Source organism: Tsukamurella ocularis (genome assembly GCF_965138335.1).
In the GTDB taxonomy this organism is placed as follows: domain Bacteria; phylum Actinomycetota; class Actinomycetes; order Mycobacteriales; family Mycobacteriaceae; genus Tsukamurella; species Tsukamurella ocularis_A.
Genome location: NZ_CBCSDV010000022.1, coordinates 33,300 through 51,530, shown reverse-complemented (window position 1 = coordinate 51,530; position 18,231 = coordinate 33,300). Strand labels below are relative to the sequence as shown.

Below are 18,231 nucleotides of genomic sequence, written 5' to 3'. Positions count from 1 at the left end.
CTCCGGGCAAGGGATAGGGTGACAGACGTGACGGACGTATCGGATGGGGTCGGCACCGCCGATCTGAGCACCACCGCCGGCAAGCTCGACGATCTGTACCGCCGCCTCGAGGCGGCCAAGGATCCCGGCAGCGAGCGGGCGCGGGCCCGCCGCGACGCGAAGGGCCTGCCCAGCGCGCGCGCCCGCATGCGCATGCTGTTCGACGAGGGCACCTTCGTCGAGCTCGATCAGCTCGCGAAGTCGCCCGGCGACGACAAGATCAAGGACGGCGTGGTCATCGGCTACGGCCTGGTCAACGGCCGGAAGGTCGCGGCCTTCAGCCACGACCAGACCGTGGGCGCGGGCACCGTCGGCGAGATGTTCGGCCGGAAGATGGTCAAGCTGTACGACTTCGCGGCGGCCGCCGGCCTGCCGGTCGTCGGCATCAACGACTCGGGCGGCGCCCGCATCCAGGATGCGGCCACGTCGATCGCCTGGTACGCCGAGCTCGGCCGGCACCAGGACGGCCTGTGCGGCCAGGTCCCGCAGATCTCGATGATCCTCGGCACCTGCGTGGGCGGCGCGGTCTACGCGCCGGCCAACACCGACGTGCTCGTGGGCGTGCAGGACAACACCTACATGTTCGTCACGGGCCCCGAGGTGATCCGCCCGACCACGGGCGAGACCACCTCCGCGGAGGACCTCGGCGGCGCGATCAAGCAGGCCCAGTGGGGCAACCTGCACCACGTCGCGGTCGACGAGGCGGCGGCCTTCGACTGGGTCAAGCGGTACCTGTCGTTCATGCCGGACTCGATCCACCAGCGCGCGCCGCTGATCAACCCGGGCCTGGAGCCCGAGATCACCGACTCGGACCTCGAGCTCGAGACGATCATGCCGGACGCCGACACCGCGGGCTACGACATCCACGACGTGATCCTGCGCGTCTTCGACGACGGTGACTTCCTCGAGTACGCCGAGCTGTGGGCGCCGAACATCGTGACCGGATTCGCCCGCGTCGACGGCCAGCCCGTCGGCGTCGTCGCGAACCAGCCGATGCACATGGCCGGCACCCTCGACACGCAGGCCTCGGAGAAGGCCGCGCGGTTCGTGCGGCTGTGCAACTCCTTCAACATCCCGCTCGTCTTCCTCGTGGACGTGCCCGGCATCCTGCCCGGCGTCGAGGAGGAGAAGATCGGCACCATCCGCCGGTCGGGCAAGTTCATCTTCAGCTACGTCGAGGCGGCCGTCCCGAAGGTCACCATCATCCTGCGCAAGTCCTACGGCGGCGCGTGGGCCGTGATGGGGTCCAAGCAGCTGGGCGCCGACTTCGTGTTCGCGTGGCCGACGGCGCGCCTGGCCGTGATGGGCGCCGAGGGCGCCGCCGCGATCATCAAGCGGCGCGAGATCGAGGAGGCCGGCGAGAACGGCCCCGCGATCCGGCAGGCGTTCATCGACTTCTACAACCAGTTCATGGCGACGCCGTGGCTGGCGGCCGAGCGCGGGTACATCGACGGCGTGATCGAGCCGAAGGAGACCCGCCTGCTGATCCGCAAGTCGATCGCGCAGCTGCGCGACAAGGAGCTGCAGCGCGTGCCGCGCCGCACCTACCTCATGCCGATGTAGATGGCTTCGCTGGAAGGCTTTCCGCAGCTCACCGGGTCGGTGCTCACCGACCCGGACGTGATGGCGGCGTACGCCGTCGACCACTGCTCGCCGGTGCACGGCGCGGTTCCGCTCGCGGTGGTGCTCGCCGAGACCACCGAGGACGTGGCCGCCGCGGCGGCCTGGTGCTACGCCCACGACGTGGTGATCGTGCCGCGCGGCGCGGGCAGCGGCCTCGCGGGCGGTGCCAGCGCCATCGAGGGCTGCGTGATCATCTCGCTCGCGAAGATGAACGCGGTCAAGGAGATCAACGTCGCGGACCAGTACGCGATCGCCGAGGCGGGCGTCATCAACGCCGACCTCGATCGCGCGGTCCGCGCGCACGGGCTGATGTACCCGCCGGACCCCTCGTCGTTCGAGATCTGCTCCATCGGCGGCAACGTCGCGACCAATGCGGGCGGGCTGCGCTGCGTGATGTACGGCGTGACCCGCGAGTACGTCCTCGGGCTCACCGTCGTGCTGCCCGACGGGCGGATCATCCGGACGGGCCGGCGCACCGTCAAGGGCGTCACCGGCTACGACCTCACCCAGCTGCTGGTCGGCAGCGAGGGCACGCTCGGCATCGTCACCGAGGTCACCGTCAAACTCCGTCCGGCGCCGGTGGTCCCGCCGACGACCGTCGCTGCGTCGTTCCCGGACGTGGTGAGTGCCGCGGCCGCCGTCGCCGCGGTGGTCGGCACCGGCGTCGTGCCCGCGCTCATGGAGCTGATGGATCGGCGCACCCTCGAGTGCGTGGAGGCGCTGCGCCCCTTCGGACTCGAGGACGAGACCCGGGCGATGCTCATCGGGCAGGGCTCGACGCCCGCGGACGCCGCGGTGCTGGCGCGCGAGTTCGATGCCGCCGGAGCGCATTACACGGTGGTCTCCGACGACCCGGTCGAGGCCGCCGAGCTGCTGGCCGTGCGCCGCGCCGCCTTCCACGCCTACGAGCACGCGGGCAACATCTTCTCCGAGGACGTGGGCGTGCCGCGCTCGCAGCTGCCCGAGATGTTCGCCCGCATCGAGGCGATCTCCGCGAAGTACGGCGTCGACATCCCCACCTGCGCGCACGCGGGCGACGGCAACCTGCACCCCACGCTGATCTACCCGAAGGGCGAGCGGGAGGTGCCCCAGGCCATCTGGGACGCCGCCGACGAGGTCTTCCAGGCGGCGCTCGCGCTCGGCGGCACGCTCACCGGCGAGCACGGCGTCGGCGTCCTCAAGGCCCGCTGGGTGGGGGAGGAGCTCTCCGAGGACGTCCTCGAGCTGCACCGCGGCATCAAGGCCGTCTGGGACCCGAAGAACCTCCTCAACCCCGGCCGCGGCTTCTAGCGCTCGCTCGGGCCGAGCGACGCCACGAAGACCGCGGCGATGGCCTCGAGACCGCGCTGATCGTCGTCGGTGAACCGCGCCGTCCGCTCACTGTCGAGGTCGAAGACGCCGATCAGCTCGCCGTCGCGCAGCAGCGGCACCACCAGCTCGGAGTTGGTCGCGCCGTCGCAGGCGATGTGATCCGCGACGGCGTGCACGTCGTCGACCCGCTGCGTCTCCCGCGTGCGCGCGGCGGCCCCGCACACGCCGCGGTCCAGCGGGATGCGGATGCACGCGGGGAGGCCCTGGAAGGGGCCGACGACGAGCTCGGCACCGTCGTAGAAGTAGAAGCCCACCCAGTTGAGGTCGGGCACCGTCGCCTTGACGAGGGCCGAGAGGTTCGCGGCATTGGCGATCCGGTCGGGTTCGCCGTCGACGAGAGCGCGCGCGTAGGTCGCGAGCTCGGCGTAGCGCTCGGCGGGGGAGTCGGAGAGGTCGGGGAGTGTGAACGACACGCCCCGACAGTACGGCCCTCGACGGTGCGCCGGCACCCTCGCGCAGGGCCTGATTCTGGGCGGAAGCTGAGAGCGTCGAGGAAACCGAACCGGCGTGATCGAGACCGAAAAACAGCTCATGTACTGCGCTGACCAGCCCGAGCGTATCGATCTTCAGTGGTAGTCGTAACGCGATGACGTGACGCTCCGACTAAGAGTTTGTCAGGAACTGAGATCTCGCATACAGTGCCTGGCGAGCACTGAATCGCTCGCGTTGCCGTGTCACGGGGTCCTCCTGTGGTACCGACGGGGCCGGCACGCCGGCGCCGCGCAAGCGGTTTGCACGCGCCCACCGGGCGGAAACACTGAGGAAGAGAGTCTCGTATGCGTATGCGCAACGGCTGGGCCAAGAAGGCCACCGCCGCCGCGGTCACCGTGGCTGCCATTCCGGCCCTGACGATCGCCGGCACGGGCGCCGCGAACGCCTGGGGCCCCGGCAACGCCAAGAACCCGCCGAAGGGCTTCAAGCAGGCCTTCGTCAACGGTGCCGGCATGCCGAACGTCAAGGTCCGCAGCTGGGCCTCGACCACCACCGACCCCAAGAAGGCCCCCACCGTCGTGCTGCTCGACGGTCTGCGCGCCACCTGGGACGTCTCGGGTTGGGAGCGCGACTCCAACGTGGCCTTCCTGTCGCAGAAGGGCATCAATGTCGTGACGCCCGTCGGCGGCACCTCGAGCTGGTACACCGACTGGCAGGGCCCGTCCTCGACGAACCGCCAGGCCTACCGCTACACCTGGGCCTCGTTCCTCAAGAACAGCCTGCCGCAGTACATCCGCAGCCTCGGCTTCAGCGACAACGTCTCGCTGGTCGGCCTGTCGATGTCCGGTAGCGCCGCGATCATCAACGCCGTGGAGTCGAACGGCTACTACAAGCGCGCCGCTTCGCTCTCCGGCCTGAACAACATCTCGGCGCCCGGCGTCCCGATCGCCGTCGGCATCGCCTCCCTCGATTCGGGCGGCTACAACGCCGGCCTCGACATGTGGGGCGGCCCGTTCGACGCCCGCTGGGCCAAGAACGACCCGACCGTGCAGGTGAACCGCCTGAAGAACATGCCGCTGTGGATCTCGGCGGGCAACGGCGTCTTCGGCAAGTACACCCCGAACCCGGGCCCGGCCGACGTCATCCAGGGCGTGCCGCTCGAGTGGCTGGCGCTGTCGCAGTCGCGTGCCTTCGAGGGTGCGGCCAAGCGCGCCGGCCTGACCAAGGCGCACTTCGACTTCCCGCCGGCCGGCACCCACACCTGGGGCTACTGGCAGGACCAGGTGTGGCAGATGCAGCGCACCGGTTGGTTCTCGAAGTAACCCTTCGCGACTGCACGAACAGATCACACGACAGGCGGCCTCGTTCGGACGAACGGGGCCGTTTGTCGTATTGTGATGTGGACGACTTTCCTGAGGAAACGGGGAGGGTCTGTAACGACTTACCCTGTGATTTCGATGAGATCCAGGGAGAGTGTCGCTCATGTGACCTATGTGAAACATGTGACATGTGTGACGAACGATGTTAGAGTGACGGCTGTGACAAGGCTGGTCGAGTGCGACCATCCGTCCGGTCCACCAGCTACTGCGCGGAGAATCCGTGTGAAAAAGGAGAGGTCAGCAATGCGAGCAGCCTGGGGTAAGCGAGCGGGTGCAGCGGTTCTCACCGCGGCCATGGTGCCCGCCCTCGCCGGTATGGGCGCCGGCGTCGCCGGCGCCTGGGGTCCGGGGTCGGCGAAGAATCCGCCCAAGGGCTTCAAGTCCGAGAAGGTCGACGGTGCGGGCATGCCGGCCGTCACGGTGCGTTCGTGGGCTTCGACCACGACCGATCCGTCCAAGGCCCCGACCGTCGTCTTCCTCGACGGTCTGCGCGCCACGCAGGACGTCTCCGGCTGGGAGCGTGACTCCAACGTCGCCTTCCTGTCGCAGAAGGGCATCAACGTCGTCATGCCCGTCGGCGGTACCGCCAGCTTCTACACGAACTGGGCGAACACCTCCAAGCACGGCAACGGCACCTACAAGGCGACCTGGGGCAACTTCCTGGCCTCGAGCCTGCCGAACTACATCAAGTCGCGCGGCTTCTCGAGCAACCTCTCGCTCGTCGGCATCTCGATGGGTGGCGGCGCGTCGCTCATCAACGCCGCGAACAACCCGGGCGTCTACAAGCGCGCCGCCGCGCTGTCGGGCTTCCTGAACACCTCGGCCCCCGGCATGCCGGTCGCCGTGGGCGTCGCCATGCTGGACGCGGGCGGCTACAACGTCCTCGACATGTGGGGCGGCCCGTTCGACGCCAACTGGGAGAAGAACGACCCCACCAAGCAGGTCGCGCGCCTGAAGGGCACCAAGCTGTGGATCACCGCCTCGACCGGTGAGCCCGGCAAGTACACCCCGAACCCGTCGCCCGCCGACATCGTTCAGGGCGTGCCGCTGGAGATCCTGGCCAAGTCGCAGTCGGAGGCCTTCAAGGCCGCCGCCGACAAGGCCGGCGTCAGCGCTCACTACGACTTCTCGTCGGTGGGCACCCACACGTGGGGCTACTGGAGCGACCAGGTGTGGCAGATGCAGCGCACGGGTTGGTTCAACTGATCCCGCGCTGATCGAGTGATCGCGAGGAAGGCCCCGGGCACCTGCCCGGGGCCTTCCGGCGTATCGGTACGCTTTTCAGCGAACCCACACGAGAGAGTCGAGGTTGCAGCCCTCATGACCCCGCCGGCCCCGCTCACCCCCACGACCGCCGACACCGACGAGCCCCTCGGTTTCCGGATCGACCCCGTGCTCGCGCGCAGCTGGCTGCTCGTCAACGCCGCGCAGCCCGAGCGCTTCGACGCGGCGGCCCGCTCCCGGGCGGACATCGTGGTGCTCGACATCGAGGACGCCGTCGCGCCCAAGGACAAGGTGGCCGCGCGGAACAACGTGGTCGACTGGCTGGGCCGCGAGGTCGACGGTACGCCGAACGACGGCTGGGTCCGCGTCAACGGCTTCGGCACGCAGTGGTGGGCGGACGACCTCGAGGCGCTGCGCGAGGCGAAGCACCTCGGCGGCGTGATGCTCGCGATGGTCGAGTCGATGGACCACGTGACCGAGACGGCCAAGCGACTCCCCGACACGCTCATCGTCGCGCTGGTGGAGACCGCGCGCGGGCTGGAGCGGATCAGTGAGATCGCCTCCGCGAAGGGCACCTTCCGGCTGGCCTTCGGCATCGGCGACTTCCGGCGCGACACCGGCTTCGGCGGCGACCCGACGACGCTGGCCTACGCCCGCTCCCGGTTCACCATCGCGGCCAAGGCCGCGCACCTGCCCGGCGCGATCGACGGGCCGACCGTCGGCTCGAAGGGGCTGCTGCTGACGGAGGCGACCGCGGTCTCCGCCGAGTTCGGCATGACCGGCAAGATCTGCCTCACGCCCGACCAGTGCCACCCGGTGAACGAAGGGCTGAGCCCGTCGCCGGAGGACATCCGCTGGTCGCGGGAGTTCTTCGCGGACTTCGACCGCGACGGCGGCGAGATCCGCAACGGCTCGGACCTGCCCCGCATCGCGCGCGCGACGAAGATCCTGGACCTGGCGCGCGCCTACGGCATCGTGGTGCCGGACGGTCTCGACGGCGAGCACGCGCCGGCACCGTCGGACACCTTCCACTACTGACCCGACGACGAAGCCCCCGCTCCGCGCTCATGGGCGGTGCGAGGGCTTCGACGGGCGACGGATCAGGCCTGGCGCAGGGCCTCGATGTCGAGCGTGAGGGTGATCTTGTCGCCGATCACCTTGCCGCCGGTCTCCAGCGGCATGTCGATGGTGATGTCGAAGTCCTGGCGGGTGATCACGGTCTTGGCCTCGAACGCGGCCACCTCGCCCTGGCCCATGCCGGGGTTCGTGCCGAGGAACTCGAGGTCGAATTGCACCGGCTTGGTGACGCCGCGCAGGGTCAGCTCGCCGGTGAGCACGTAGTCCGAGCCCTTCTCCGCGACGCCGGTCGAGACGAAGGTGGCCTTCGGGTGGTTCTCGGCGTCGAAGAAGTCGGCCGTGCGGATGTGGGCGTCGCGCTGCGCGTTGCGGGTGTTCACGGAGGTCACGTCGACCTCGGCCGCGAGCGACGCGGTGCCGTCCTCGGCGACCGTGATGGTGCCGCTGAACTCGTCGAAGCGGCCCTTGACCTTGCTCACCATGAGGTGGCGCACGGAGAACTCGACGGACGAGTGGACGGGATCGACGACGTAGGTGCCGGCGGGGAGGACGTTGCTCATGAGAATGCTCCTTCGTTGGTGGACTCACGACTCACCGAAGCATAACCGGACTGCGGTCCGATGCATTCCGGGCGCCGTGCATCCGCCCGAAAACTACCCCGATGTCCGGTTCTAGGCGGCCCCGTGGAAGACCGCCTCGACGTTGTTGCCGTCGGGGTCGCGGACGAAGGCGCCGTAGTAGCCGGGGTGGTACTCGGGCCACAGGCGGGGTGCGTGCAGCGACTCCGCGCCGAGCTCGAGGGCGACCCGGTGGAACTCGTCGACGGTGGCCGTATCGGGCGCGCTGAACGCGATGTGCGCCTCCCGGTTCGACGCGCCCGCGGCAGCGCCCGAGATCCAGAAGACGGGCTGTTCCGCGCCGTAGCCCACGGCCACGTCGAAGTCCATCAGGCGGCGCGAACCGAGCACGGCCAGCACCCCGTCGTAGAACCGCTTCGCGGCGTCCAGGTCGGCACAGTTGATCCCGAAGTGGTCGATCATGACGGCTCCTCGCCCGATGTGGGGCGCCCGCTGCGCCCGTGACGCCTCAGGTGTAGCACCCGGGACCGACAGGATTCAGGCCAATGCGGCGCGCGCGGCCTCCCGCGCGGCCCGGGGGTCGGCGGCGGCGACGGCCGCCTCCGCGGCCCAGCGGCACTGCTGCAGCGTCACACCGCCCANNCNGGCCNCCACNGCCGCCGCCGCGCCGGCCGCGCAGGACAGCGAGGTCACGCCCAGGCCCACGAGCACGCAGGCGAGCAGCGGATCGGCCGCGGCCTCGCCGCAGACGCCCACGGGCTTGTCCGCATCGGCGCCGGCCCGCGCCGTGAACTGGATCAGCCGCAGCACCGCGGGCTGCCACGGATCCGTGAGCGCGGCGAGTTCCGTGCTCATCCGGTCGGCGGCCATGGCGTACTGAGTGAGGTCGTTGGTGCCGATCGAGACGAAGTCCACCTCCGCCAGCACCGCATCGGCGCACAGCGCCACGGCGGGGACCTCCACCATGACGCCCGCCGTCAGCCCGCGGGCCCGGCACTGCGCGGCGAACGCGCGCGCCTCGGCGGCGGTCGCGATCATCGGCGCCATCACCCACGGCGGCGCGGCGGCGCTCGCGGCCGCGGCCGCGATCGCGTCGAGCTGCCGTTCCAGCAGCCCGGGGTCGTTCTCCGCGATGCGGATGCCGCGCACGCCCAGCGCCGGGTTCTCCTCCTCGCCGTGGTCGACGAACTTGAGCGGCTTGTCCGAGCCGGCGTCCAGCGTGCGGATCACCACCTTCTGCCCGGGGAAGGCGTCGATCACCTCGCGGTACAGCGCGGCCTGTTCGTCGACCGACGGCTCGTCGGCGCGGTCGAGGAAGGCGAGCTCGGTGCGGAACAGGCCCACGCCCTCCACCTGCCGTTCGGCGGCGCCCCGTGCGGTGGCGCCGTCCTGGACGTTGGCGAGGATCGCGACCGCGGCACCGTCGGACGTGTGCCCCGGGCCGCGCCACCGCGCGACCTCGGCCGCCTCCCGGGCCGCCTCGGCGACGCGGAGCCGGGCCGCGTCCGCATCCGGGTCGACGGTGACGGTGCCCGCCCCGCCGTCGAGGAGGACGGGCGTGCCCGCGTCGACGGTGCCCGCCTCCGCGAGCCCGACGATGCACGGGATGCCGAGCTGGCGGGCGATGATCGCGGTGTGGCTGGTGGGGCCGCCGAGCCGGGTGCCGATCCCGACGATGAGCGCGGGGTCGAGGCCCGCGGTGTCGGCGGGCGCGAGGTCGTCGGCCAGCAGGATCGACGGTGCGTCGGGCACGGGGACGCCGGGCTCGGGGCCGCCGAGCAGCTCGGCGACGACGCGGTCGCGGACGTCGCGCAGGTCGGTCACCCGCTCGGCCATGAGGCCGCCGAGGTTGGTGAACATGTCGGCGAACTGCTCGGTGGCGGCGGCGACGGCGTTCGCGGCGGGGGTGCCGGCCCGGATCAGCTTCTCCGTGGTGCCGATCCACGCCTTGTCGGAGGCGAGGCCGGCGTTCGCGCCGAGGACCTCCGCCGCGGCGCCCTGGGCCTGCGCGGCGCGGGCGCGCAACCGGTCGGCCACGGCCTGCGCCGCGGTCGAGAACCGCGTGGCCTCGGCGTCCCGGTCGCCCTCCGGCACGTCGACGGGCGGCGGCACCTCGGGACGCGCGCCGGGCCACATGACGGGGGCGTAGGCGACGCCGGGCACGACGGGGGTGCCGGTGAGGGTGGCGAGGCCGGGCGCGGTCGACTGCTGCGAACTCATGTGACCCAGATTACGAAATCCTCTTGACTTGTCAACACAAACAGGCGTAAAAACAGAAAAATCAAATCCATAACCACAGAAACCCACGAACTCGGAGGGGCCATGTACGCGGAGGAACGACAACGCGCGATCAGTGAACTGGTCGGCGGCCGTGGGCGCGCGTCGGTCATGGAGCTGGCCGAGCGGTTCGACGTGACCCCGGAGACGGTGCGCCGCGATCTGGACGCGCTCGAGCGGCTCGGCGGCGTCCGCCGGGTGCACGGCGGCGTCGTGGCGGCGGGTGTCCTCGCCGGCGCCGAGTCCGGGCTGGGCGAGCGCGAGGGCATCAACGCCGAGGCCAAGCGCGCGATCGGCGCCGCGGCCCGTCGCTTCCTCCCGCCTGCGGGCGGCTCCGTCCTCTTCGACGCGGGCACCTCCACCATCGCCGCGGCCCGCGAGGTCCCGGGGAACCTGCACATCACCGCGATCACCAACTCGGTGCCCGTCGCGGCCACCCTGTCCACCCGCGAGACCGTCGAGCTGCGGCTGCTCGGCGGCCGCGTCCGCGGGCTCACGCAGGCGGCGGTCGGTGCGGGCACCGTCGCCGAGATCGCGGGACTGCGCACCGACGTCGCGATCCTCGGCGCCAACGGACTCAGCGCGGAGCGCGGCCTGTCCACGCCGGACGCCGACGAGGCGGCGGTGAAGACCGCGATGGTCGGCGCCGCCGACCTCGTGGTGCTGGTCGCCGATTCCTCCAAGTTCGCCCGCGAGAGCCTCGTCGCCTTCGCCGGTCTCGACGCGGTCGACGTGCTGGTGACCGACGCCGCGCCCACCGGCGCCCTCGCGGCGGCGCTCGCGGACCACGGCGTGACCGTCGAGGTCGCCGCCCGATGATCGTCACCGTCACCGCCAATCCCAGCCTGGACCGGCTCGTCGTCCTCGGCGGACCCCTGCGCCGCGGCGCCGTGCACCGCGCCGCGGCCGCCGCCGCCGACCCGGGCGGCAAGGGCGTCAACGTCGCCCGCGTCGTGCACGCCGCGGGGGAGGGCACCGTCGCGGTGCTCCCCGCGGACCAGGGCGATCCGCTCCTCGTCGGGCTCTCCCGGCGCGGGGTCCCCGCGATCCCGGTGCCGGTCGGCCACGAGGTCCGCAGCAACATCACGGTCACCGAGCCCGACGGGACCACTACCAAGCTCAACGCCCCGGGGGCGCCGCTGGCGCCGGAGACCGTGCGCGCCCTCGAGGACGCCGTCGTCTCCGCCGCCGACGGTGCCGCCTGGGTCGCGCTGTGCGGCTCGCTGCCGCCCGGTCTCCCCGACGACTGGTACGCCGGTCTCGTCGCGCGCCTCGGCGCCGGGCCCGGCGGCCCGCGCATCGCCGTCGACACCTCCGGCGCGGCGCTCGCCGCCTCCGCGGTGCGCGGCGTCGGGCTGCTCAAGCCCAACGCCGAGGAACTGGCCGAATTGGTGGGCCTCGGCTCCCCGGCCGGCACGGAGCTCGAGAACCGTGCGGCCGAGGGGGACTTCGGCCCGGTGGCCGCCGCCGCCCAGGAGCTGCACCGCGCCACCGGCGGCGCCGTCCTCGCCACGCTCGGCGCCGCGGGCGCGCTCCTCGTCACCGGCGAGGGCGCCTGGTCCGCGACCCCGCCGCCGATCGCGGTGCGCAGCACCGTCGGTGCCGGCGACAGCTCCCTCGCCGGCTATCTCATCGCCCACGCGCGCGGCGCCACACCACCGCAGCGACTCTCCCTCGCGGTCGCCTACGGCGCCGCGGCCGCCGCACTGCCGGGCACCCAGGCGCCCCGACCCGAGGAGCTCGCCGTCGCCGACGTGCGGGTCCTCGCCCTCTAGCTCCCCGATGATCCACCAGCAGAACCGGAGAACACCCCTATGACCGAATCGATCATCGCGCCCGAGCTGGTCGCGCTCGACGTCTCGGCCGGCACCGACAAGTCCGAGGTGATCGCCTACCTCGCCGGCCGCATCACCGATGCCGGCCGCTCCACCTCCGTCGACGGGCTCGTCGAGGCGGCGCTCGCCCGCGAGTCCCAGTCCGCCACCGGCCTCCCCGGCGGCATCGCCATCCCGCACTGCCGCGCGGCGGCCGTCACCGCAGCGAGCCTCGGCTTCGCCCGGCTCGACCCGAAGGTCGATTTCGGCGCGCCCGACGGCGGCGCCGACCTCGTCTTCCTCATCGCCGCACCGGAATCCGGCGGCTCGCAGCACATGAAGCTGCTCAGCGCGCTCGCCCGCGCCCTGGTGCGGCCCGAGTTCACCGCGTCGCTCCGCGCGGCCGCGACGCCGGAGGAGGTGGTCGCCCTCGTCGAGGACGTCATCGCGCCGAAGCCGGCCGCCGCGCCGGCCGCGCCCGCTGCCGCTGCCACTCCGGTCCCGGCTGAGGAGAAGGCACCGTCGGGCACGCCCGCGCTGGTGGCGATCACGGCCTGCCCCACGGGGATCGCGCACACCTACATGGCCGCCGACGCGCTGAAGCTGGCGGCCGAGCGCGCGGGTGTCGAGCTGACCGTCGAGACGCAGGGCTCCTCCGGTTCCACGCCGCTGTCGGCGCAGACCATCGCCGACGCGGGCGCCGTCATCTTCGCCACCGACGTGGGGGTCAAGGGTCGGGAACGGTTCGCGGGCAAGCCCGTGATCACCGCCGGCGTCAAGCGCGGCATCAACGAGCCCGACACGATGATCGCGGAGGCCGTCGCCGCGGCGACGGACCCGCACGCCGCGAAGGTCGACGGTGCCGCCGCCGCGAGCGCCGAATCCGCTCCCGCGCAGCAGGGACTGGGCGGGCAGCTCAAGCGCGCCCTGCTCACCGGCGTCAGCTACATGATCCCGTTCGTCGCCGCGGGCGGCCTGCTCATCGCCCTCGGTTTCCTGTTGGCGGGGTACGAGATCGGGAACAGCACGGTGTCCGAGGGGACATCCGACGGCGCCTATTACGCACTGCACAATTCACTCTGGAACCTGCCCCCGGGCGGGCTGCTCCAGTACCTCGGCGCGGTCAGTTTCGCGACGGGCCAGGCGGCGATGGGCCTCATGGTCGCGGTGCTCGCGGGCTACATCGCCTACGCCATCGCCGATCGTCCCGGGCTCGCACCGGGATTCGTCGCCGGCGTGCTCGCGGTGACGGTGAACGCCGGCTTCATCGGCGGCGTCGTCGGCGGCCTGCTCGCGGGCGTGGTCGCGCTGTGGATCGGCAAGCTGCAGCTGCCGCAGTGGGCCCGCGGCCTGATGCCCGTGGTGATCATCCCGCTGTTCGCCACGCTCATCACGGGCGGCCTGATGTACATGGTCCTGGCGGGCCCCCTGCGCTGGGTCAACGAGACCATGACCGACGCGCTCAACGGGATGAGCGGCAGCAGCAAGATCGCGCTCGGCGTGGTCCTCGGCCTCATGATGTGCTTCGACCTGGGTGGCCCGGTGAACAAGGCCGCGTACGCCTTCGGCGTCGCCGGGATCGGGCTCGCCACCGCGGGCGTGCCGCAGTGGGAGATGATGGCCGCCGTCATGGCCGCGGGCATGGTCCCGCCGCTGGCGCTCGCCCTCGCGTCCACCGTGCTGCGGCCGAGCCTGTTCACGGAGCCCGAGCGGGAGAACGGCAAGGCCGCCTGGTTCCTCGGTGCCTCGTTCATCTCCGAGGGCGCCATCCCGTTCGCGGCGGCCGACCCGTTGCGCGTGATCCCGTCGATGATGCTCGGTGGCGCCGTGACCGGCGGCCTGTCGATGGCGCTCGGCGCGCAGCTGCGCGCCCCGCACGGCGGCGTCTTCGTCCTGTTCGCCATGAACGGCACGTGGTGGAAGTTCCTCATCGCCCTCGCCGCCGGCGTCGTGGTGAGCGCCGTGGCGGTCGTCGCGGCCAAGTCCGTCGGACGAGCGGGCGCCTCCGCCGCCGAATCCGCCCAGCCCGCGGCCGTCGCCGCGTAATACTGGTCCTGACCACTCGCGCGGCCGACCGGCGGCGCGGAGACGAACACACCCCACGAGGAGAGACATGCCCAGCACCACCGTCGCCGTCGGATCGGCCGTCGGCCTCCACGCCCGCCCCGCCGCCGTGATCGCGAACGCCGTCAACGAGTCGGGCCACGAGGTCACCCTGTCCGTCGCCGGCGGCGAGCCCGTGGACGCCGGGTCGGCGCTGATGATCATGACCCTCGGCGCCGAGCAGGGCGTGGAGGTCACCGTCGAATCCGCCGATCAGGGCACCGTCGACGCGATCGCGGCCCTCGTCGCCCAGGACCTCGACGCCTGAGCGGGCGCGACGCCTGAGCGGGACCCACGNCACGACGGNGNGGCCGGATCACCCGGCCGCCCCTCCGTCGTCTCCGGCCTAGGTGACCGGCGCGATGCAGTAGCTCACGCGCTGGGGCGCGGCGTAGTTCAGGGCCGACGAGCCGCGGCAGGTCAGCGGGGCGCCCGCCGCGCGCTGGATCACCCGGATCACGTTCGCCGGTGCGCTGCCCGTCGCGGACGGGCACGCGACGGGGCGGATGTCGGTGGTCGCCGCCGTGTCGGGCTTGACCTGGTAGCAGTTGCCCAGCGTCAGCTTGGGGACCACGCAGAGCACCGAGCCCGCGGACTCGACGCGGGCGTAGCTCGGCGCGCTGCACGCGGTCTTCGCGGCGGCCTTCTCGGCCACGGCGAAGCTGAACCCGTCGCCGTCGCAGCCGGTGCGGGTGGCATTGCCGCCCGAGACGGTGACGCAGTCCCCGACCTCGACGGAGCTCACCGGCGCGACCTCGGGGCTCGACGGCTTGACGCCCAGCAGCAGCACCGCGGCGCCCATCACCAGCGCTGCGATGAGGCCGGAGTAGATCACCGAGCTGACCACCTTCCAGGTGGTGGTGGGTCGCACCTCGTCGAGCCGCCGGCCCACCGGCGTCGCCTCGAGGCGACGCCGGAGCGCGGCGAGACGCGGCTGCGCGGGGTGCAGGGAGGGCATCGACATAGTCTCAATCTTAACTTGAGACTCACTAGGTAACACAAGTCTCAGTTTTCACAGATCCAATCGGCGCGGCTGGGCCACGGCGCCGACGCAGGCTCATTAGGCTTTGCCACATGTCATTCGACGACGCGCCCGTCATCGCCGTGGGGCCGAAGCCCGATCCCGACTTCGACGCCGCGATCACCGCGGGCGGCGGGGAGCCCGGCCCGCTGGACCGTGCCGACGGCCTCGTCTGGACCGACTCCCGTGCGGCCCTGCCGGCGCTGCCGGCGAGCGTGCGCTGGGTCCAGCTGCCCTTCGCCGGCGTCGAGGGCTTCCTCGACAGCGGCGTGGTCACGGACAACCCGAAGGTCGTCTTCACCTCGGCGGCCGGGGCGTACTCCGGCACCGTCGCCGAGCAGGCGATCGCGCTGCTCCTCGCCGGCGTGCGCGGGCTCTGGCACCGCGAGACGGCGTGGGACGCGGCCGGTGCCGCCGCCCGCACGGGCCGGCTCGGCGGCACGACGGTGGCGATCGTCGGCGCGGGCGGCATCGGCCGGGACGTCATCCCCGCGCTCCGCGGGCTCGGCGTCAAGGTGATCGCCGTGAACCGCTCGGGCACCGACGTCTCCGACGCCGTCGTGGTGACCGCCGATCGGCTCGACGAGGTCTGGCCCGCTGTCGACCACGTGATCCTGGCGGCACCGTCGACCGCGGAGACCCACGCCCTGGTGAACGCGAAGGTCCTCGCGCAGCTCCAGCCGCACTCGTGGATCATCAACATCGCCCGGGGCTCGCTCATCGACACCGACGCGCTGGTCGAGGCGCTGCGGAAGGGGACGATCGGCGGCGTCGGCCTGGACGTCACCGACCCCGAGCCGCTGCCGGACGACCACCCGCTGTGGTCGATCCCCAACGCGATCATCACGCCGCACGTCGCGAACCCGCCGCAGCACCTGCGCCCCGCGCTCCTCGCCCGGGTCGAGGTCAACGTCCGCCGCTTCGCCAACGACATGGAGCCGCTCGCCGTCATCGACGCCGACCGGGGCTACTGATGTCCAGTGGCCCGCCGGGGGCGCCTCCGCCGGAACCCGATGAGGTCGACCTCATCGTGCGGGGCATCGTCGGGCTGGCCAAACGGATCCGCAGCGACGCCCGGTTCGTCGGCGCCGAGGTCTCCTACGTCGACTTCACGCTGCTGTTCGTGCTGCACGAGTCGCCGGGCATCCGGGCCGTCGACCTCGCGGAGGCCGTGTCCATCGACAAGTCCACCGCCAGCCGCCAGCTCGCGGGTCTGGAACGACGGGGCCTCATCACCCGCGACGTGGACCCCGGCAACCCCCGGTCCCGGCAGCTGCGACTGACGGAGAAGGCGGAGCGGGTGCTGGCCGAGACGGACCGCGAATGGCGACGCCGGATCGAGGCCCGAACGGCGGATTGGTCGCCCGCGGAACTGCGCACGTTCGCCACCCTGATCGACCGGTACATGAGCGTCGATCTGCCCGGCGAGGAGCCCCCGGCAGGCCTCTGATCACGGGCGGAATCGCGGGAAGTGATGCGGCTCACGAGGCTACCGAGCGGTAAGTTATGCCGTGCTATGGTCAGCCCACTGTTCTGTGCATCAGGCGACCAGCGTGCCCTCGCGATGCCCGGCGACCCCGGGCCTTCCGCGTAAATTCGCCTCCGTTCACACCGCGGCGGGGTCGTACACGCATGGAGTCTCCTCGGTGCCGGAGCTCCGGGCGTGCACCCGCGCGGCCCGGTAGGGACGACAGGAACGAATCAATGAACGTCGGTGGACCGACCATGACCCCGTCCGCGGGTCGGCAGTGGGAGTGCTGCGCATGATCATCGGAGCTTTGAAAGAGGCGCAGCCGGGCGAGACCCGCGTCGCCGCAACCCCCGCCACGGTGGCCCAGCTGATCAAGCTCGGCTACGAGGTGGTCGTGGACTCGGGCGCCGGTGCGGCGTCCTCGTTCGCGGACGAGGCCTATGTGGAGGCAGGCGCGTCGATCGGTGACGCTCGCGCCGCCGACATCGTGCTCGGTGTCAACGCCCCGTCGGCCGCGCAGCTCGACGCCATGCGGCCGGGCACGACCATCGCCGGGCTCCTGGCGCCCGCGCAGAACCCCGAGCTGCTCGAGGACCTGCGCGGACGCGAGCTGACCGCACTCGCGATGGAGTCGGTGCCGCGCATCTCGCGCGCGCAGTCGATGGACGTGCTGTCCTCGATGGCGAACATCGCCGGCTACCGCGCCGTCGTCGAGGCCGCACACGTCTTCGGCCGGTTCTTCACCGGCCAGGTGACCGCCGCCGGCAAGGTCCCGCCGGCCAAGGTGCTCGTCGTGGGCGCCGGTGTCGCCGGCCTCGCCGCGATCGGCGCCGCCGGCTCGCTCGGCGCGATCGTGCGCGCCACCGACCCGCGCCCCGAGGTGGCCGACCAGGTCGCGTCGCTGGGCGGCGAGTACCTCTCCGTGCAGAACGAGGAGGCCGAGGTCTCGGCCACCGGGTACGCCAAGGAGATGGGCGACGACTACAAGGCCCGCGAGGCGCAGCTGTACGCCGAGCAGTGCAAGGACGTCGACATCATCATCACCACGGCGCTGATCCCCGGGCGCCCCGCGCCGCGGATCATCTCCGAGGAGATGGTCGCGTCCATGAAGCCGGGCAGCGTCATCGTCGACATGGCCGCGTCCAACGGCGGCAACGTCGCCGGCACCGTCAAGGACCAGGCGATCGTCACGCCGAACGGCGTCACCATCATCGGCTACACCGACCTCGCGGGCCGGCTGCCCGCGCAGGCCTCGCAGCTGTACGGCACGAACCTCGTCAACCTGCTCAAGCTGGTGACGCCCGAGAAGGACGGGCAGCTCGTGCTCGACTTCGAGGACCCGGTCCAGCGGTCGATCACCGTGACCCGCGCGGGCGAGCTGCTGTTCCCGCCGCCGCCGGTGCAGGTCTCGGCCGCGCCGAAGGCCGCGCCCGCCGCCGAGGTCGAGGCGAAGCCCGTCAAGGAGCCGATGTCGGCGTCCAAGAAGGTCTCGCTCACGCTCGTGGGCGTCGTCCTCTTCGGGCTGCTGATCAGCTTCTCGCCGAACCCGCTGCCCCAGCACTTCACCGTGCTCATGCTGGCGATCGTCATCGGCTACTACGTCATCGGCAACGTGGCGCACGCGCTGCACACGCCGCTGATGTCGGTCACCAACGCCATCTCCGGCGTCGTCGTGGTGGGCGCGCTCCTGCAGATCGCCACGAACACCACGACGGTCCTGGTGCTGTCGACGATCGCGATCCTGGTCGCGTCGATCAACATCTTCGGTGGCTTCGCGGTCACCCGCCGCATGCTCGCCATGTTCAGCAAGGGGGCATGAGTA

The 18,231-nt window shown here is 71.7% G+C and carries 17 protein-coding genes; 12 read left to right on the top strand and 5 right to left on the bottom strand.

Annotated elements, in window-relative coordinates; genetic code table 11:
- The first annotated feature begins 18 nt into the window (after window positions 1-18).
- A complete protein-coding gene (locus ACNAYW_RS18320) occupies window positions 19-1,602 on the top strand; it encodes an acyl-CoA carboxylase subunit beta (protein ID WP_415851092.1) in 1,584 nt (527 codons plus the stop codon).
- Window positions 1,603-2,952 (top strand): FAD-binding oxidoreductase, encoded by a 1,350-nt coding sequence (locus ACNAYW_RS18315; RefSeq protein ID WP_415851091.1) that lies wholly within the window; start codon window positions 1,603-1,605, stop codon window positions 2,950-2,952. It abuts the gene before it with no gap.
- Here ACNAYW_RS18315 and ACNAYW_RS18310 read toward each other — a convergent pair.
- Window positions 2,949-3,446 (bottom strand): GAF domain-containing protein, encoded by a 498-nt coding sequence (locus ACNAYW_RS18310; RefSeq protein WP_415851090.1) that lies wholly within the window; start codon window positions 3,444-3,446, stop codon window positions 2,949-2,951. The two genes, ACNAYW_RS18315 and ACNAYW_RS18310, sit on opposite strands and share 4 nt — an antisense overlap.
- 363 nt (window positions 3,447-3,809) lie before the next feature.
- Between ACNAYW_RS18310 and ACNAYW_RS18305 the strand changes: the two genes are divergently transcribed.
- The 3 genes from ACNAYW_RS18305 (at window position 3,810) to ACNAYW_RS18295 (ending at window position 7,106) form a co-directional block, all read left to right on the top strand.
- A complete protein-coding gene (locus ACNAYW_RS18305) occupies window positions 3,810-4,787 on the top strand; it encodes an alpha/beta hydrolase (protein ID WP_415851089.1) in 978 nt (325 codons plus the stop codon).
- 300 nt (window positions 4,788-5,087) lie between these two features.
- Window positions 5,088-6,050 carry an alpha/beta hydrolase gene (locus ACNAYW_RS18300; protein WP_415851088.1) on the top strand — a complete coding sequence of 321 codons (963 nt, stop codon included), beginning with the start codon at window positions 5,088-5,090 and terminating at the stop codon, window positions 6,048-6,050.
- A gap of 114 nt (window positions 6,051-6,164) precedes the next feature.
- Window positions 6,165-7,106, top strand: a complete 942-nt coding sequence (locus tag ACNAYW_RS18295; protein WP_415851087.1) for an HpcH/HpaI aldolase/citrate lyase family protein — start codon at window positions 6,165-6,167, stop codon at window positions 7,104-7,106.
- A gap of 62 nt (window positions 7,107-7,168) precedes the next feature.
- Here the strand turns inward: ACNAYW_RS18295 and ACNAYW_RS18290 are convergent, their stop codons facing one another.
- The 3 genes from ACNAYW_RS18290 to ACNAYW_RS18280 form a co-directional block, all read right to left on the bottom strand.
- Window positions 7,169-7,705 (bottom strand): YceI family protein, encoded by a 537-nt coding sequence (locus ACNAYW_RS18290; RefSeq protein WP_415851086.1) that lies wholly within the window; start codon window positions 7,703-7,705, stop codon window positions 7,169-7,171.
- A 111-nt stretch (window positions 7,706-7,816) separates the two neighbouring features.
- Window positions 7,817-8,185, bottom strand: coding sequence for a VOC family protein (locus tag ACNAYW_RS18285; RefSeq protein ID WP_415851085.1), 369 nt, complete (start codon window positions 8,183-8,185; stop codon window positions 7,817-7,819).
- Window positions 8,186-8,378: 193 nt separating this feature from the next.
- A partial coding sequence (locus ACNAYW_RS18280) for a phosphoenolpyruvate--protein phosphotransferase (protein ID WP_415851084.1) occupies window positions 8,379-9,943 on the bottom strand: 1,565 nt, incomplete at its 3' end.
- A 102-nt stretch (window positions 9,944-10,045) separates the two neighbouring features.
- Between ACNAYW_RS18280 and ACNAYW_RS18275 the strand changes: the two genes are divergently transcribed.
- The 4 genes from ACNAYW_RS18275 (at window position 10,046) to ACNAYW_RS18260 (ending at window position 14,185) form a co-directional block, all read left to right on the top strand.
- Window positions 10,046-10,819 (top strand): DeoR/GlpR family DNA-binding transcription regulator, encoded by a 774-nt coding sequence (locus tag ACNAYW_RS18275; RefSeq protein WP_415851083.1) that lies wholly within the window; start codon window positions 10,046-10,048, stop codon window positions 10,817-10,819.
- Window positions 10,816-11,775 (top strand): 1-phosphofructokinase family hexose kinase, encoded by a 960-nt coding sequence (locus ACNAYW_RS18270; protein WP_415851082.1) that lies wholly within the window; start codon window positions 10,816-10,818, stop codon window positions 11,773-11,775. The genes ACNAYW_RS18275 and ACNAYW_RS18270 overlap by 4 nt, the downstream gene beginning before the upstream one ends.
- Before the next feature lie 39 nt (window positions 11,776-11,814).
- Window positions 11,815-13,860, top strand: coding sequence for a PTS fructose transporter subunit IIABC (locus tag ACNAYW_RS18265; protein WP_415851081.1), 2,046 nt, complete (start codon window positions 11,815-11,817; stop codon window positions 13,858-13,860).
- 67 nt (window positions 13,861-13,927) lie between these two features.
- Window positions 13,928-14,185, top strand: a complete 258-nt coding sequence (locus tag ACNAYW_RS18260; protein ID WP_068523395.1) for an HPr family phosphocarrier protein — start codon at window positions 13,928-13,930, stop codon at window positions 14,183-14,185.
- Between the two features lie 78 nt (window positions 14,186-14,263).
- Here the strand turns inward: ACNAYW_RS18260 and ACNAYW_RS18255 are convergent, their stop codons facing one another.
- Window positions 14,264-14,881, bottom strand: a complete 618-nt coding sequence (locus ACNAYW_RS18255; RefSeq protein WP_415851080.1) for a hypothetical protein — start codon at window positions 14,879-14,881, stop codon at window positions 14,264-14,266.
- 110 nt (window positions 14,882-14,991) lie between these two features.
- Between ACNAYW_RS18255 and ACNAYW_RS18250 the strand changes: the two genes are divergently transcribed.
- The 3 genes from ACNAYW_RS18250 to ACNAYW_RS18240 all read left to right on the top strand — a co-directional run bounded on the left by ACNAYW_RS18250 (window position 14,992) and on the right by ACNAYW_RS18240 (window position 18,228).
- Window positions 14,992-15,912, top strand: coding sequence for a D-isomer specific 2-hydroxyacid dehydrogenase family protein (locus ACNAYW_RS18250; protein ID WP_415851079.1), 921 nt, complete (start codon window positions 14,992-14,994; stop codon window positions 15,910-15,912).
- Entirely contained in the window at window positions 15,912-16,388 is a 477-nt protein-coding gene (locus ACNAYW_RS18245) for a MarR family winged helix-turn-helix transcriptional regulator (RefSeq protein WP_415851078.1), read from the top strand. Before ACNAYW_RS18250 ends, ACNAYW_RS18245 begins: the two co-directional genes overlap by 1 nt.
- Before the next feature lie 313 nt (window positions 16,389-16,701).
- On the top strand, window positions 16,702-18,228 hold the full coding sequence (locus ACNAYW_RS18240) for a Re/Si-specific NAD(P)(+) transhydrogenase subunit alpha (protein ID WP_415851077.1): 1,527 nt from the start codon (window positions 16,702-16,704) through the stop codon (window positions 18,226-18,228).
- The last annotated feature ends 3 nt before the right edge of the window (window positions 18,229-18,231 follow it).